Source organism: Rhodococcus sp. IEGM 1318 (genome assembly GCF_033142465.1).
Taxonomy (GTDB): Bacteria; Actinomycetota; Actinomycetes; order Mycobacteriales; family Mycobacteriaceae; genus Rhodococcus_F; species Rhodococcus_F qingshengii_B.
The window spans coordinates 44,014-58,031 of record NZ_JAWLSC010000010.1 but is presented as its reverse complement, the minus strand read 5'-3'; the positions used below and the strand labels follow the sequence as shown (position 1 = coordinate 58,031).

11 protein-coding genes are annotated in these 14,018 nt (G+C 62.2%); 5 read left to right on the top strand and 6 right to left on the bottom strand.

Annotated elements, in window-relative coordinates:
* Positions 1-56: 56 nt before the first annotated feature.
* Both R4P65_RS22170 and R4P65_RS22165 read right to left on the bottom strand, forming a co-directional pair.
* Positions 57-827, bottom strand: coding sequence for a site-2 protease family protein (locus tag R4P65_RS22170; protein WP_230816303.1), 771 nt, complete (start codon positions 825-827; stop codon positions 57-59).
* The gene (locus tag R4P65_RS22165; RefSeq protein WP_317828126.1) at positions 824-1,498 is read right to left on the bottom strand and encodes a hypothetical protein; all 675 of its coding nucleotides are present in this window, start codon (positions 1,496-1,498) and stop codon (positions 824-826) included. The genes R4P65_RS22170 and R4P65_RS22165 overlap by 4 nt, the downstream gene beginning before the upstream one ends.
* Before the next feature lie 282 nt (positions 1,499-1,780).
* On the opposite strand from R4P65_RS22165, the gene R4P65_RS22160 reads away from it, so the two are divergent.
* The gene (locus R4P65_RS22160) at positions 1,781-3,070 is read left to right on the top strand and encodes an adenylosuccinate synthase (protein ID WP_095972424.1); all 1,290 of its coding nucleotides are present in this window, start codon (positions 1,781-1,783) and stop codon (positions 3,068-3,070) included.
* A gap of 201 nt (positions 3,071-3,271) precedes the next feature.
* On the opposite strand, the gene R4P65_RS22155 is transcribed toward R4P65_RS22160, so the two are convergent.
* Complete coding sequence (locus R4P65_RS22155) at positions 3,272-3,502, bottom strand: hypothetical protein (RefSeq protein ID WP_230816301.1); 231 nt, start codon at positions 3,500-3,502, stop codon at positions 3,272-3,274.
* A gap of 61 nt (positions 3,503-3,563) precedes the next feature.
* On the opposite strand from R4P65_RS22155, the gene R4P65_RS22150 reads away from it, so the two are divergent.
* Positions 3,564-5,039, top strand: coding sequence for a PLP-dependent aminotransferase family protein (locus R4P65_RS22150; RefSeq protein ID WP_230816300.1), 1,476 nt, complete (start codon positions 3,564-3,566; stop codon positions 5,037-5,039).
* A 47-nt stretch (positions 5,040-5,086) separates the two neighbouring features.
* Positions 5,087-6,190 (top strand): class I SAM-dependent methyltransferase, encoded by a 1,104-nt coding sequence (locus tag R4P65_RS22145; protein WP_317828125.1) that lies wholly within the window; start codon positions 5,087-5,089, stop codon positions 6,188-6,190.
* A 59-nt stretch (positions 6,191-6,249) separates the two neighbouring features.
* Here the strand turns inward: R4P65_RS22145 and R4P65_RS22140 are convergent, their stop codons facing one another.
* The 3 genes from R4P65_RS22140 to R4P65_RS22130 all read right to left on the bottom strand — a co-directional run bounded on the left by R4P65_RS22140 (position 6,250) and on the right by R4P65_RS22130 (position 11,254).
* Positions 6,250-7,350 carry a CaiB/BaiF CoA-transferase family protein gene (locus R4P65_RS22140; RefSeq protein ID WP_317828124.1) on the bottom strand — a complete coding sequence of 367 codons (1,101 nt, stop codon included), beginning with the start codon at positions 7,348-7,350 and terminating at the stop codon, positions 6,250-6,252.
* Positions 7,351-7,457: 107 nt separating this feature from the next.
* On the bottom strand, positions 7,458-9,524 hold the full coding sequence (locus R4P65_RS22135; protein ID WP_317828123.1) for an ABC transporter ATP-binding protein: 2,067 nt from the start codon (positions 9,522-9,524) through the stop codon (positions 7,458-7,460).
* Entirely contained in the window at positions 9,521-11,254 is a 1,734-nt protein-coding gene (locus R4P65_RS22130; RefSeq protein ID WP_317828122.1) for an ABC transporter ATP-binding protein, read from the bottom strand. The genes R4P65_RS22135 and R4P65_RS22130 overlap by 4 nt, the downstream gene beginning before the upstream one ends.
* An 832-nt stretch (positions 11,255-12,086) precedes the next feature.
* Between R4P65_RS22130 and R4P65_RS22125 the strand changes: the two genes are divergently transcribed.
* Entirely contained in the window at positions 12,087-12,233 is a 147-nt protein-coding gene (locus R4P65_RS22125; protein ID WP_230816295.1) for a hypothetical protein, read from the top strand.
* Positions 12,234-12,489: 256 nt separating this feature from the next.
* Positions 12,490-13,995 carry a diguanylate cyclase gene (locus R4P65_RS22120; RefSeq protein WP_317828121.1) on the top strand — a complete coding sequence of 502 codons (1,506 nt, stop codon included), beginning with the start codon at positions 12,490-12,492 and terminating at the stop codon, positions 13,993-13,995.
* The last annotated feature ends 23 nt before the right edge of the window (positions 13,996-14,018 follow it).

Here is a 14,018-nt window from a genome sequence, read left to right as displayed (position 1 = left end):
AGAAGAATGAATGTCTGAAATGTCAGACTCTCACGAGTCTCCTCCAGCACACTCGATCACGTCCAGAAACGCATGAGGGCGTTACCGAGCATGGCGTAGTAGTCGGACACACCGCTCAGTTCGAAGATCCAGTAGATCGCGTCGAAGAAGACGACATTGATTTGCGGGACAAACAGGAGCGCAACCAACAGGAGTAGCCCGTACGGCTTGAACTGTTCGAGTTGGTGTCGTGTGTTGGGTGCGAGGTACGGCTCCAGCGCGTTGTAACCGTCCAGACCGGGGACGGGGAGCAGGTTCAAGACTGTTGCCATGACCTGTAGGAACGCCAGAAAACTGAGGCCAGCCCAGAACGTCAGGTGCTCGGTCCCTGAGCCGTACGCACGTATGACGACGAGGAGGATCACCGCGGCGACGGCGTTCGTGAACGGACCGGCGAGCGATATTCGCGCCTGCACCTTGGGCGGGAACATCCCGGTGCGCAGGTACACGGCGCCGCCCGGAAGCCCGATGCCGCCCAACGCGATGAACAGCACCGGCAACCCGATCGAGAGCATCGGATGGCTGTACTTGAGCGGGTTGAGTGTCAGATAGCCACGAGCCTCGACGTCAGTGTCTCCGTGACGCCACGCCAGATACGCATGGGCGAACTCGTGCAAGCACAGCGTGACCACCCAGCCGGCAACCACGAGGACAAAAACACCCGCGCGGCCCGCGATGGAACCCCACGTCGAGTTCCAAGCGACGACTCCGGCAATGACGGTGACGGCAACGACGCCGAGGAAGACGGGGCTGGGTCGAACCGCCGACCGTGCTGCTCCGGTTCTCACCTGACCAACAACCAAGTCTTGTCGTGCCGGTAGAAGGTCGAACGCTTGAGATCGCGCGGGTTGGGCACACCGTCGCGAACCAGGCGAGCTGCGGGCGATCCCAGCTGAATTGCACGGCCTTCGAGCCAGCGTCGTCCGCTCCAACGACTCTTACGATCGACAGATGCCTTGATGCCGGGGAGCTTGGGGCTCGGCACGATCCGGATACCGGGGACTGTGCCGGAGAACAGTTTGTGGTCGTCGACGTAGGCCTCGCCGATCAGTTCAGCGGCATCGGCCGGGCCTGTGACCGTTGCTGCGCCGACCAACGCGATTCCGGCATCGTCACGAATGAGCGGCACGGTGTGGACTGTGCCTTTCAACGCCGTGCGCGCAGCCCGTGCACCAGTCGCGAGTTTGTACGCGTCGGTCGCATCGGACCTGTTCTCGGTGACGTAGGCGAGTTCGACGTGGAGTCGCTCGAGTCGCATCAACCGCGTCAATGCAGCGGCAAACGCGCCGTCGTTGCCCACGACGATCAAGCGCGGCTCCGTCACGACCTGCAGTTGGGACAGTGCCTCGTCGAAGTCTTGCTTCTCCGGAAGCTCGGGGACAGTGAACGACGTGAGTTCACCCAGGGGGAGTGGAACCGGCGAATCGCCACATTTGAGCACCACAGGGGTCAAAGCCACTCCTAGCTCGATCAGACTTCTTCTCGGGTAGTGGGACCTCGCCACCCTTCCCCGAAATGGCCGTCCGAATCACTGCCGACGATCTTAGTGCGAGTGTCTGTGTCGACTCGCAATCGTGATGGTCACCGGCCAAATTCTGGACCGTCAGGTCTGGTCTGGTGCTCTGGGCTAGACTGCTCCTTCGGTCACTGCAACAGTTCGGCGCTGCATCATGTGCGCGGAAGCCAGGCAGTACCAATGCGGCGGGACAACTGCTGCACGTCGACCGTAGGAGACAACGTCATGCCGGCAATCGTCCTGATCGGCGCCCAGTGGGGCGACGAAGGTAAGGGCAAAGCTACAGATCTACTGGGCGAGCAGCTTCAGTGGGTCGTGCGATACCAGGGCGGTAACAACGCCGGACACACCGTGGTTCTGCCGAACGGTGACAAGTTCGCACTGCACCTCATCCCGTCCGGAATCCTCACCCCCGCCGTCAACAACGTCATCGGTAACGGTGTCGTCGTCGACCCGGGTGTGTTGTTGACCGAATTGGCAGGACTGGAAGAGCGCGGCGTGGACACGTCCCGCCTGCTGCTTTCTGCTGATGCGCACCTGATCATGCCGTACCACGTGGCCATCGACAAGGTCACCGAACGCTTCCTGGGAGCGAAGAAGATCGGCACGACCGGCCGCGGTATCGGCCCGTGCTACCAGGACAAGATCGCCCGTGTCGGTGTCCGTGCCGCGGACGTCCTTGACGAGAAGATCCTGACCCAGAAGGTCGAAGCAGCACTCGAATTCAAGAACCAGGTGCTGGTCAAGATCTACAACCGCAAGGCACTCGACCCGCAGCAGGTCGTCGACGAGGTACTGACGCAGGCCGAGGGTTTCAAGCACCGCATCTCGGACACGCGCCTGGAACTCAACCTCGCCCTCGAGCGCGGCGAGACCGTTCTGCTCGAAGGTTCGCAGGGCACTCTGCTGGACGTCGACCACGGCACGTACCCGTACGTGACCTCCTCCAACCCCACTTCGGGTGGCGCGGCAGTCGGTTCGGGAATCGGTCCCACCAAGATCACCACGGTCCTCGGAATTCTGAAGGCGTACACGACGCGTGTCGGTTCCGGCCCGTTCCCGACGGAGTTGTTCGACGATCACGGCGCATACCTGGCCAAGCAGGGCGGCGAGGTCGGCGTCACCACCGGACGCGCTCGTCGCACGGGATGGTTCGACGCGGTCATCGCGCGTTACGCGACGCGCGTCAACGGCATCACCGACTACTTCCTCACCAAGCTGGATGTGCTGAGCAGCCTCGACACCGTGCCGATCTGTGTCGCGTACGAGGTGGACGGTGTCCGTCACGACGAAATGCCGATGTCGCAGAGCGACATTCACCACGCCAAGCCCATCTACGAAGAGATGCCTGGCTGGTGGGAAGACATCTCGGAGGCTCGCACCTTCGAGGAACTGCCGCAGAACGCGCAGAACTACGTGCTACGACTCGAGGAGCTCTCGGGTGCGTTCATCTCCTGCATCGGTGTCGGCCCCGGCCGCGACGAGACGATCGTCCGGCGCGAGATCGTCCGCTAATTCGACTCCTCGAAATCCCCGTTCCTGCCTGCAGGAACGGGGATTTCGTGTTTCAAGCCAGCTTCGACAGGTGCGCGGTGACGGTCTTCCAATCGGGAAACTCGGTGGTAGGCGTCGATAGCACCGTCGAGTGGGTCCATCCGAGAGAAGATGTGCGGCGCCTCGTCTGGGGACTTTCCAGGCACGCAATAGAGTCCAGTTTTAGGCAACTGGACTGAGATCAGTGAATTCTTCCCCCTGATCACAATCGCACGGAGGTCTGACAGAGTTGTTCTCGCGGTCTGGAGTTGCGTGGTGGAAGATGCCGCCGAGGGGTGCTGCCAGGCGAAACTGCTCGACGCGAATGTAGGTACCTTCACCTTCGGCAGGTGCAAAGAAGTACACGAGTGCCACGAAGAGGCCGATGCCGATGAGGGTTGCGAAGGTAGTCATGGACATATGATCAACTCGACTGGTATTGAAATACATAGCCAAGTTGTCGATACTGGACTGCATGATGACCCGAGTTCTTGGTGCCCGTTCGCTTGCGCGTGATCTCGGGTCCTGGCAGGAAGAGTCCGGACGCAGGCCCGCGTACCGTGCGCTTGCCGACGGTATCCGCCTGCTCGTGCACGACGGCCGCGTTCCGCTCGGCGTCGCGCTGCCCAGTGAGCGCGAACTTGCGACGGTGCTCGAACTCAGCCGGACCACAATCACGTCGTCGTACTCGGTGTTGCGCGACGAGGGGTACCTGATCAGCCGGCAGGGCTCGCGAAGCACGGTGGCCTTACCGGCCGGTGCTCAGCCCAACGGGTTGATGTTCCGCTCCCACCAACCGGGGCCCAGTGGACCCGTCGTCGACCTCAGTTATGCCGCGATGGCTGCTCCCGCGGCGCAAGTCGAACTTGCGTATGCGTCTGCGCTGCGGGAACTTCCGAATTACCTGCCCACGCACGGAATGGAACCGGTCGGGATCGGCGACTTGCGTGACGTGATCGCGCAGCGCTACACAGCACGAGGTCTGCCCACCACCGCCGAACAGATCATGGTGACCTCGGGCGCGCAGCACGCGCTTCGGTTGTTGCTCTCGGTGCTCACCTCGCCCGGCGAGCGAGTGCTGGTCGATCATCCGACGTATCCCAATGCGCTGGAGGCAATTCGGCGAAACGGTGCCCGACCGGTCCCGGTACCGGTCCGACCGGAATTCGCGGCAGCTGGAGCCTGGGACCTCGACGGGATTCGAAGTGCAGCAAGGCAAACCGCTGCCAGAATGGCGTACCTGATTCCCGATTTCCACAACCCGACCGGACTCTGCATGGATTCTGCCGGGCGCGCCGAACTTGCGAAGATCGCGCACGAAACGCGGATGACTCTGGTCGTCGACGAGACAATGGTGGACCTGTGGCTCGACGCACCTCCGCCGGCACCGGTCGCCTCACATGGGCGCGGCGCTGCGAAAACCGAAGTGGTGACGATCGGTTCGACGGCGAAGTCGCTGTGGGGTGGACTGCGTGTCGGCTGGATTCGCGCCGACGCCGCGCTCATCACACAGTTGGTCGGTGCGCGTGCCGCGATCGATCTCGGTACTCCCGTCATGGATCAGCTTGCGGCTGCCTATCTACTAGCCGACGACCGCTCGCTCCTCGAACAGCGTCGCGAAGTTCTGCGCGAACAGCGCGCAGTACTCCTCGGTGCGGTGGCCGAGCGTCTGCCGGACTGGCGCCCCACCATCGGCTCCGGCGGTATGTCGGTCTGGATGCGTATGTCTGCGCCCGTCTCGACGGCATTGGCGGCGGTGGCACCCAACTTCGGAGTGCTCCTCGCTGCCGGCCCGCGTTTCGGCGTCGAAGGCGCGTTCGAACGATTCATCCGCGTGCCGTACGCGCGTTCCCCTGAGGACCTCATTCGCGGCGTTGCATCCATCGCCGCTGCCTACGACACTCTCGCGACGGATCGCGACACGGCCGACCAACGAATGGTCGTCGTCTGAGAACTGGGTACACACACTGAAAGAGGTGTGAAACCAGGAGGTCAGGCATGACGGTCGTAGACGGTACAGGCGCAGCGGGAACCAGTGCGGCGGAGGCGCTGGCAGAACGATTGTTCGCGGCCACACTCGGCGCGTCGGAGCTGCAGGCTGTGTATCTGGGCGACCGGTTGGGCTGGTACCGCGCGCTGAGTGATCACGGCCCGCTCACGTCGACGGAGCTGGCGGACCGGACGGGGACCGTCGAAAGGTATGCGCGGGAGTGGCTCGAGCAGCAGGCCGTGGCCGGATATGTGGAGGTCAATTCGGATGCCAATCGTCGGTACAGCCTGTCGCCGGCCCACGCCGAAGTGTTGGTCGATGACGAAAACCTGAGGTTCCTGACACCGCTGGCGAGGCTGTTCGTCGCGACGACGGGGTCGATGCCACGTCTACTGGACGCCTATCGTCATGGCGGCGGAGTCACGTGGGAATCGATGGGACCCGATGCTCGCGAGGGCCAGGCACTGCTGAACCGGCCGATGTATCTGCAGCAGCTCTGTCAGCAGTTCCTGCCGGTAGTCACCGACCTGCATGCGGTTCTCTCGGACGGCGGGCAGGTCGCTGATCTAGGAATGGGGGAGGGCTGGTCGTCGATCGCGCTCGCCCTCGGCTACCCGAAGATCGAGGTGCACGGTTTCGACGTCGACGCAGCCTCGGTGAACGCCGCCCGTCGTAACGCCCACGATCGCGGGGTCGACGACCGCGTGCATTTCTCTCTGGTCGACGTTGCCGGCCAAGCTCCGGAGACAGGCCGAGCCGATGCCGGGACGTACGATGCCGTCTTTGCTTTCGAGTGCCTCCACGACGTACCGGATCCGGTGGGATTTCTGTCCACGGCTCGGGCGATTGCCCAGCCGGGCGCTCCGGTGATCGTGATGGACGAACGAACAGCGGATGCGTTCGATCCCGAGGCGGGTCCGATCGAGCAATTGCTGTACGGCTTTTCGCTGACCTGTTGCTTGCCGGATAGTCTTTCGCATCCAGGCAGCATTGGCACCGGGACGGTGATGAGACACTCGACTCTCGAAAGCTATGCCAAGGCAGCAGGTTTCGAGCGGGTGGACGTGCTGCCGATCGAGCACGAGATGTTCAGGTTCTACAGGTTGGGCTGACGCCCTGTGCGCCTTTTTGGTTGCAGTAACTACCAAAAAGGCGCACAGGGCCGAAGGCCCTAGGTCCAGACCGTGTCGATAACCGTCGCCTCACGCGCCGGGGCGGCGGGCGTCGTGGTGGGCGTGCGTGAGAAGCGCGGCGCCGGTGCATGCTGGGTGACGCCGTCGAGTTCGATGAGCGAACCGCGGGCCGCGATGTGTTCGTTCGACGGTGCCTCGGCGAATGTCAGGACCGGCGAGACGCAGGCGTCGGTGCCGAGGAAGATCTTGGCCCACTCGTCGCGAGTCTTGGACAGGAACTTTTCGGTGAAGAGCTTCTTCATGTCGTCCCACTTGGACGTGTCCATCTGGTGGGGGAGCGTAGCTGGATCGAGTTCGAGGCCCTCGAGCAGCAGTGCGTAGAACTGCGGTTCGATGGAACCGACGGCCATGTACTTACCGTCGGAGGTCTCGTAGGTGTCGTAGAACGGGGCACCGGTATCGAGGAGGTTGACGCCTCGCTCGTCGGACCAGACGCCGCGACCGCGGAATGCCCACATCATGTGGGAGAGCGCGAGGGTTCCGTCGACCATCGCCGCGTCGACGACCTGGCCCTTACCGGACGTCGAGCGCTCGACGAGAGCCGACAGAATGCCGAAGATCAGGAACATGGAACCGCCGCCGAAATCGCCGACCATGTTGAGCGGCGGGACGGGACGTTCACCCTTACGTCCGATGGCGTTGAGGACACCGGTCAGCGAGATGTAGTTGATGTCGTGACCGGCGGCGTTGGCGAGCGGTCCTTCCTGTCCCCAGCCCGTCATACGGGCGTAGACGAGGCGCGGATTGCGCTCCGACACCACGTCGGGTCCGAGTCCCATGCGTTCCATGACGCCGGGGCGGAAGCCCTCGATGAGGACGTCGGCGCGGCCCAGGAGATCGAGCACCTTGGCGACGTCGGCCGGATCCTTCAGGTTGGCCTCGACGATGCGGCGGCCGCGCTTGATCTGGTCGGTTGCGTTCGAGTCCTGTGGAATCTGCCCTGCGCGCTGCACGATGACGATGTCGGCGCCCATGTCCGCCAACAGTGTCGCGGCGTGCGGGCCCGGTCCCAATCCAGCGAATTCCACGATCCGAATGCCCGCGAGCGGGCCCTTCTTCTCCACAGCTTCTGCAGACACACGCACTCCCAATTCAGACGGTGACAACACTCCTGACCCGACGGTAACGTGTCGAATCGAGCAGGTGTGCTCCGGGGCACTGTGTCCGCCAAGGGAGGCGCCGATCACTACACGGCGGCACCCTCGAACTGAGCGTTGTAGAGACGGAAGTACGCGCCCGCCTCTGCGATGAGTTCGTCGTGTGTGCCCTGTTCGACGATCTTGCCCGCCTCCATCACGACGATCAGATCGGCGTTACGGATGGTGGAGAGCCGGTGCGCGATGATGAAGCTGGTGCGCCCGACGCGCAACGCGGACATTGCTTGCTGCACAAGCTGTTCCGTACGTGTGTCGACCGAGCTCGTCGCCTCGTCGAGAATCAGCAGCGAGGGCTCCGACAGGAATGCTCGGGCGATCGTGATGAGTTGCTTCTCGCCGGAGCTGATGTTCGACGCCTCCTCGTCCAGCACGGTGTCGTACCCGTCCGGGAGCGTGTGGATGAAGCGGTCGACGAAGGCGGCGCGTGCGGCTTCGTGGATCTCGAATTCACTGGCGTCGAGCCGGCCGTACGCGATGTTGTCGCGGATCGTTCCGCCGAAGAGCCAGGTGTCCTGCAGAACCATGCCGACGTGCTTGCGCAAGTCGGAGCGGCGCATCTGCGAGATGTCGACGTCGTCGAGAGTGATTCGGCCAGAGTCGACTTCGTAGAAGCGCATGAGCAGGTTGACCAAGGTGGTCTTGCCGGCACCGGTGGGTCCGACGATGGCGACCATCTGCCCGGGCCGAGCCGTCAGGTACACGTTCTCGATCAACGGCTTGTCTGGCTCGTAGCGGAACGAGACGTTCTCGAACTCGATGTGACCGACGTTGCGATGGCGTCCGGCAGGCTCGGGGAGTAGCGGCACGTCGATGTCGGGTGACTGCTCGGGCTCGTCGAGAAGCTCGAAGACCCTCTCGGCCGACGCGGCCCCGGATTGCAGGCTCGTCGACATGGACGCGATCTGCGTGAGGGGTTGGCTGAACTGGCGCGAATAGACGATGAACGCCTGAACGTCACCGAGTGACATGTTGCCGCTGGCGACCTTGAGTGCACCGACCACAGCGAGCAGCACGTAGGTGATGTTTCCGACGAAGTTCATGACCGGCATGATCAGGCTGGAGAGAAACTGTGCGCCGAAGGACGCGTCGAGGAGCTTCTTGTTCTGCTCGGCGAATTCACGCTCGGCTTCGGCCTGATGCCCGTATACGCGAACCAGATCGCGACCGCTGTAGTTCTCCTCGATCTGTGCGTTGATCTTGCCCGTCTCGGCCCACTGAGCCTTGTACAAGACCTGTGCGCGCTTGGCGACCCTGGCAACGAGCAGTACCGATACCGGCACGGCGATCAGCGCGATCAGGGCGAGCATCGGAGAAATGACGAACATCATCGTCAGGACACCGAGGACGGTGAGCACCGACGTCAGGAGCGAGGTCAATGTCGACGACAACGTCGACGAAATGTTGTCGATGTCGTTGGTGACGCGGCTGAGGATCTCGCCGCGCGGTGTCTTGTCGAAGTACGGAAGGGGCAGGCGGTGAAGCTTCGCCTCGACCGAGGCACGAAGGTTGTAGATGGTCTTCTGGACGATGATGTTGAGGAGGAATGCTTCCAACCAGGCCAGCAGCGACGAGAGCAAGTACACGCCGATCGCGAGCATGACGACGTTGCCGATGGCGTCGAAGTTCAGACCTACACCGGGAACGACATCGGTCGAGTTGGCGACGAGGTCGGCGAACGTCGAATTTCCTGATGCCCGGATCGCCTCTGCTGCCTGATCGCGGGTCAGCCCGGCCGGCAGGCTCTTGCCGATGAACCCGGCGAAGATGAGGTCCGTCGCGTGCCCGAGGATCTTCGGCACCGCGACGGAGAGTGCGATGCTGGCGATCGTCGCAACGACGACACAGCAGACTGCAAACTTGTGTGGTTGCAGAAGCGATAGAAGCCGCTTCATCGTCGCCTTGAAGTGGCGTGGCTTGGTGTCCGTCGCGGTCAGCGCGGGCTTCGGCTCTTTGTCGGGATTCTCGGGGTTACTCGACTTCGCCTCGCCGTCCGCGGATTCCGGCTCGTTCGGGATCTTGTCGAACACGACGGTCGGCGCATCGTCGAAGTACTGGCTGTTGGGGCTGCCCCATGTCGGGTCCTGCGGGCTGGTCATGCGCTCATCTCCGCGGGAATCTGGGAAGCCACGATCTCTTGGTAGGTCGGACAGTTCGCCAGGAGGAACTGATGGTCGCCGAGGCCGACAGGAGCGCCGTCCTCGAGGACCATGATCTGGTCGGCATCGATGATGGACGCGACGCGTTGCGCGACGATGATGACAGTCGAATGCGTCGAGACCGTACGAAGTTCGCGCCGGACTGCAGCGTCGGTGTGCATGTCGAGTGCCGAGAACGAATCGTCGAACACGAAGATCCGGGGTCTGCGGATCACAGCTCTGGCGATGGCGAGACGTTGTCTTTGTCCGCCCGAGAGATTGCCGCCGCCCTGGGCGATGGGTGACTCGAGACCGTCTGACAGTTCCCTGACGAAGTCGTCTGCCTGAGCGATGGTGAGGGCTGCCCAGATGTCGTCGTCGGTGGCCGTCGGGTTTCCGTAGCGGATATTGCTCGCAATCGTGCCGGCGAACAGGTACGCCTTCTGAGGCACGTATCCGAAGTTGGCGAAGAGTTCGTCCTGATCCCAGCCGCGGACGTCCAAGCCGTCGACCAGGACGGCGCCGGCCGTGACGTCGAAGAGTCGGGGGATGAGTGAGACCAGGGTCGATTTGCCACTACCGGTACTGCCCACGATCGCGGTGACCGTACCTGGCATGCATCGCATCGAAACATTCGACAGGACCGGCGTTTCTGCTCCCGGATACGTGAAGCCGGCTCCACCGAACTCGACAACACCGTAAGGAGATGTCGGACGAAGCGGCTGAGCGGGTGCGGGCACGGTCGGCTCGGTGTCGAGGACTTCCTTGATGCGGTCTGCGCACACGGCTGCGCGTGGGATCACCACGGCCAACATGGTTGCCATGACCACCGACATCAGGATCTGCATCACGTAGGCCAGGAATGCGCTGATCTGTCCGATCTGCATGTCTCCGGTATCGACCAGATGCGCGCCGAACCACAGCACCGCGACGCTCGACAGGTTGGCGATCAGCATGACGGTGGGCAGCAGTACCGCTTGGTAGCGGCCGATGAGGAGTGCCGTGTCGGTTAGTTCCTTGTTGGCCTTGTCGAAACGGATCGTCTCGTCAGGCTCGCGAACGAAGGCACGAATGACGCGCATACCGGTGAGCTGTTCACGCAGCGATCGATTGATGTTGTCGATCCGCGTCTGCATCGTCCGGAAATGCGGGATGAGCTTGGCGACCACGACCGAGACGGTGATGCCGAGCAGTGGTACCGAAATCGTCAGGAGCCATGACATCTGAAGGTTTTCACGCAGCGCCATGATGATGCCGCCGATACACATCAGCGGCGCACTGACGAGCATCGAGGACGTCAGCATCACCAGGGCCTGGATCTGCAGGACGTCGTTGGTGTTTCGTGTGATCAGGGTCGGCGCGCCGAAACTGTTGAACTCGCGATCCGAAAAACTGCCGACGGCCTTGTAGAAGGCGCCTCGAACGTCGTGGCCGAAACCCATCGAGGACTTTGCGGCCAGATAGGTCGACGCGACCGACGCGATGATCGACGCAAGCGAGACGAGAAGCATGATCCCGCCGGTGGACATGATGAATCCGGTGTCGCCGCGGGCAACGCCGTCGTCGATGATCCGCGCGTTGAGGGTGGGGAGGACCAACGACGCGATAGCACCGAAGAGTTGAAGTGTGAGGACTCCGGCAAGCAACCAGCGGTACGGCGGCAGGTACGCCTTGAGGAGTTTTGCTAACACGACGGTTCCCGGTGAGTTGCGTGGGTTGCCGCTCGTTCGCGATTGATCACACGCACACGGTATGACAGATCGCGGTCGAGGTCGGCACCGACTCTGACGATTGCATCCTTTTGCCCTAATTGGCTGTGATGTAGAACACATTGAATTCGAGATTGAATTCAGGTCACAACGCCCGAACTGATGGTTGACATTTGGATCCAATGTGTCATGTTCTTCTTGAAAACAAACAAACTGGACGTACGTATATAGCTTGGCCACAAAGGGGCGGAGCGATTGAAACGAACTCCTGACATTCGACCATCTGACGTTCGAGCGCAGACGACTTTCGAAACATGCATGGGAGTGGCCGCATGACCTCGATCCAGAATCTCGGCGCCTTCCGCAAAGAACGTCCTCGCGTTCGTGACCACAACTGCATCCCGAGAAAAGGGCTCACTCACCCCGGAACCGGATCGGATGCTGATAAGTAAGTGTCATTTGTTCGAAAGTGTCGCTTGCAGTTGTCTGCGAGCCGCACCTTTAGCGTCCCAGGTGTGAGCTAAATCACATATGGCAATGATCCGGTTTATGAAACTGCCCGTTGATCTGCACTTATGCCGAAAGGTGGTACGAGCGATCCGCGATGGTAGCTATTCGGTAGCTGGACAAGCGCGAGTAGTCGGTCTATAAATGCACACAGCGCCAAGGTAGTGCGCTACATCACAACTCGGGATGTTGTTCGGGGGGCGGTTCCGCTTTCCGCGCGGCAGGAGTTCCCGAACCATTCCGGTCGCCGCCTGCGGCCGGTCTGGCGCTGGAACATCACACCACCTCACATACAGGAGAAACCTTTATGTTCGGATCGCTCAGCACCCTCGGACCCCTGCTCACGGCGCTCGGCGCTTTCCTCAAGTCCGTTCCCACCGAATCGCTGTCCGGCGAGGCCGAGGGCTCGTCCACCGGTTCGCTTTCGGGTCTCTCCAGTGGATCCGCCGAATAGTCATCCTTTTCCGGCAGATCCATACGGCTCTGCACTTCGGATTGCATTGCAGGTGCCCTCTGTCCACTCTCGTGGTCGGAGGGCACCCGTATTCGCGGGCTTTCGTAGGTGGTGTTTTCGGCGATCGAACGAAGGCCAGCGGTGGGCGCACCTGCGTACGATGGATCGACGACATCGACATACCGTCGACGGCATGCAAACGTGTCGCGACGTCCAGTGCTCCTGTCTTAAGAGGTAGCAGACCGCGAGGTGACGCATGGATAGGGCAAGTCGCTTTCTGCGTCTACTCCTCGTGCTGTCCGTCGTGCTTGCGGCTTCGTTGATCGGCATCCTCACGCGCCCACCAGGGTTGCTCGCGACGTTCTGGTGCGCGAACGCCCTGCTGCTGGGAATGATGGTCAGGTGGCCGGTTCTGATCGAGTGGCCGACGTGGATCGCCGCGACGGTCGGATACGTCTGCGCTGACCTGGTGACCGGCAACTCCCTGTCGCTCGCGGTGCAGTTGAACGGGGCGAATGTCGCCGGAGTGACGGTCGGAGTCCTTGCTCTGCACTACTTGAAGCGCACTCCGTTCCGATTGGTCGATTCGCAGTCGCTGGTGTGGATGGTCTTCGTCTCGTTCGTCGCGGCGACTGGTACCGCGGCTACGGCAGGCGCCTTGGACCGTCTCTTTCGCGGTCAGTCCTTCACCGACACGTTTGTCCACTGGGGTGCCACCGAGGTAATGGCGTACCTGCTGGTCCTTCCTCTCATCCTCACTCTCACCATCCCGTCGAGCCTTGCCGAGTTCCGCCGCACACTGACCGTCAAAACCGTCGCCACAGTGAGCGTTCCCCTGCTCGCGACTGCAGCCTGCGTGCCGATCGCCCTCAACATCGAAGGGCCGATCGCGCTGGTCCTGCCGATTCCAGCTCTCCTCTGGTGTGCCACTCGTATCTCGGTCCCGAGTACTGCCTTCGTGTCCGTGGTCTGGTCGGTGTGGTCACTCATGATGGCGGGTAGCGGTCGACTCGATATCGGGGACCAGGGCACCTCGAGTTCGAACGAGGACGTCATCACGTCCATTGCGGTCACGTTGATCGCGTTGGGGCCGATCGCGGTGGCCTGTGCGACCGAGGAACGTCGTGCTGCCGAGCGCGAACTATTTCTCGCGGTGGAATTCGACCATTTGACCGGGGTCCTCTCGCGCGGCGCCTTTCTCGGACATGCGGAATCGGAACTTGCCAACGCGGCCCGCGCGCAGTCCCCGGTCGGCCTGCTGATGCTCGACCTGGATCACTTCAAGAGCATCAACGACACTCACGGACATATGACCGGTGACAGCGTTCTCGCTAACTTCGCCGAACGGGCCGCTGCCCGATTGTCCGAGGGCGATCTGATCGGAAGGCTTGGCGGCGAGGAGTTCGCCATTCTGCTGCCGGACTGCAGTTTCACGCGAGCAGTCGACGTCGCCGAGGCCGTCCGCGGCGCACAAGTCGAGTACTCGGCCGAATCAGACGTGACGAGCACAGTCAGCGTCGGAGTCGCGTGGGTCGATCATGCGACGCCGACGTTGGCCACCCTCATGAGCGTCGCGGACGAGGCTCTGTACGACGGCAAGCGTGCCGGGCGCAACCTCGTGAAAGTGCGCCAGGTCGGCAACGATGCTTTGCCGCAACAGAATTCCGAGCCGGACACGGTCACCCGCACCTATCGCAAACCAGCCGTACCACGAACGATCAGACGTGGTTTTGACCGCGAGGGTGTGGTGGACGGCCGATAACTGCGCTGACCTGCATCGGGATT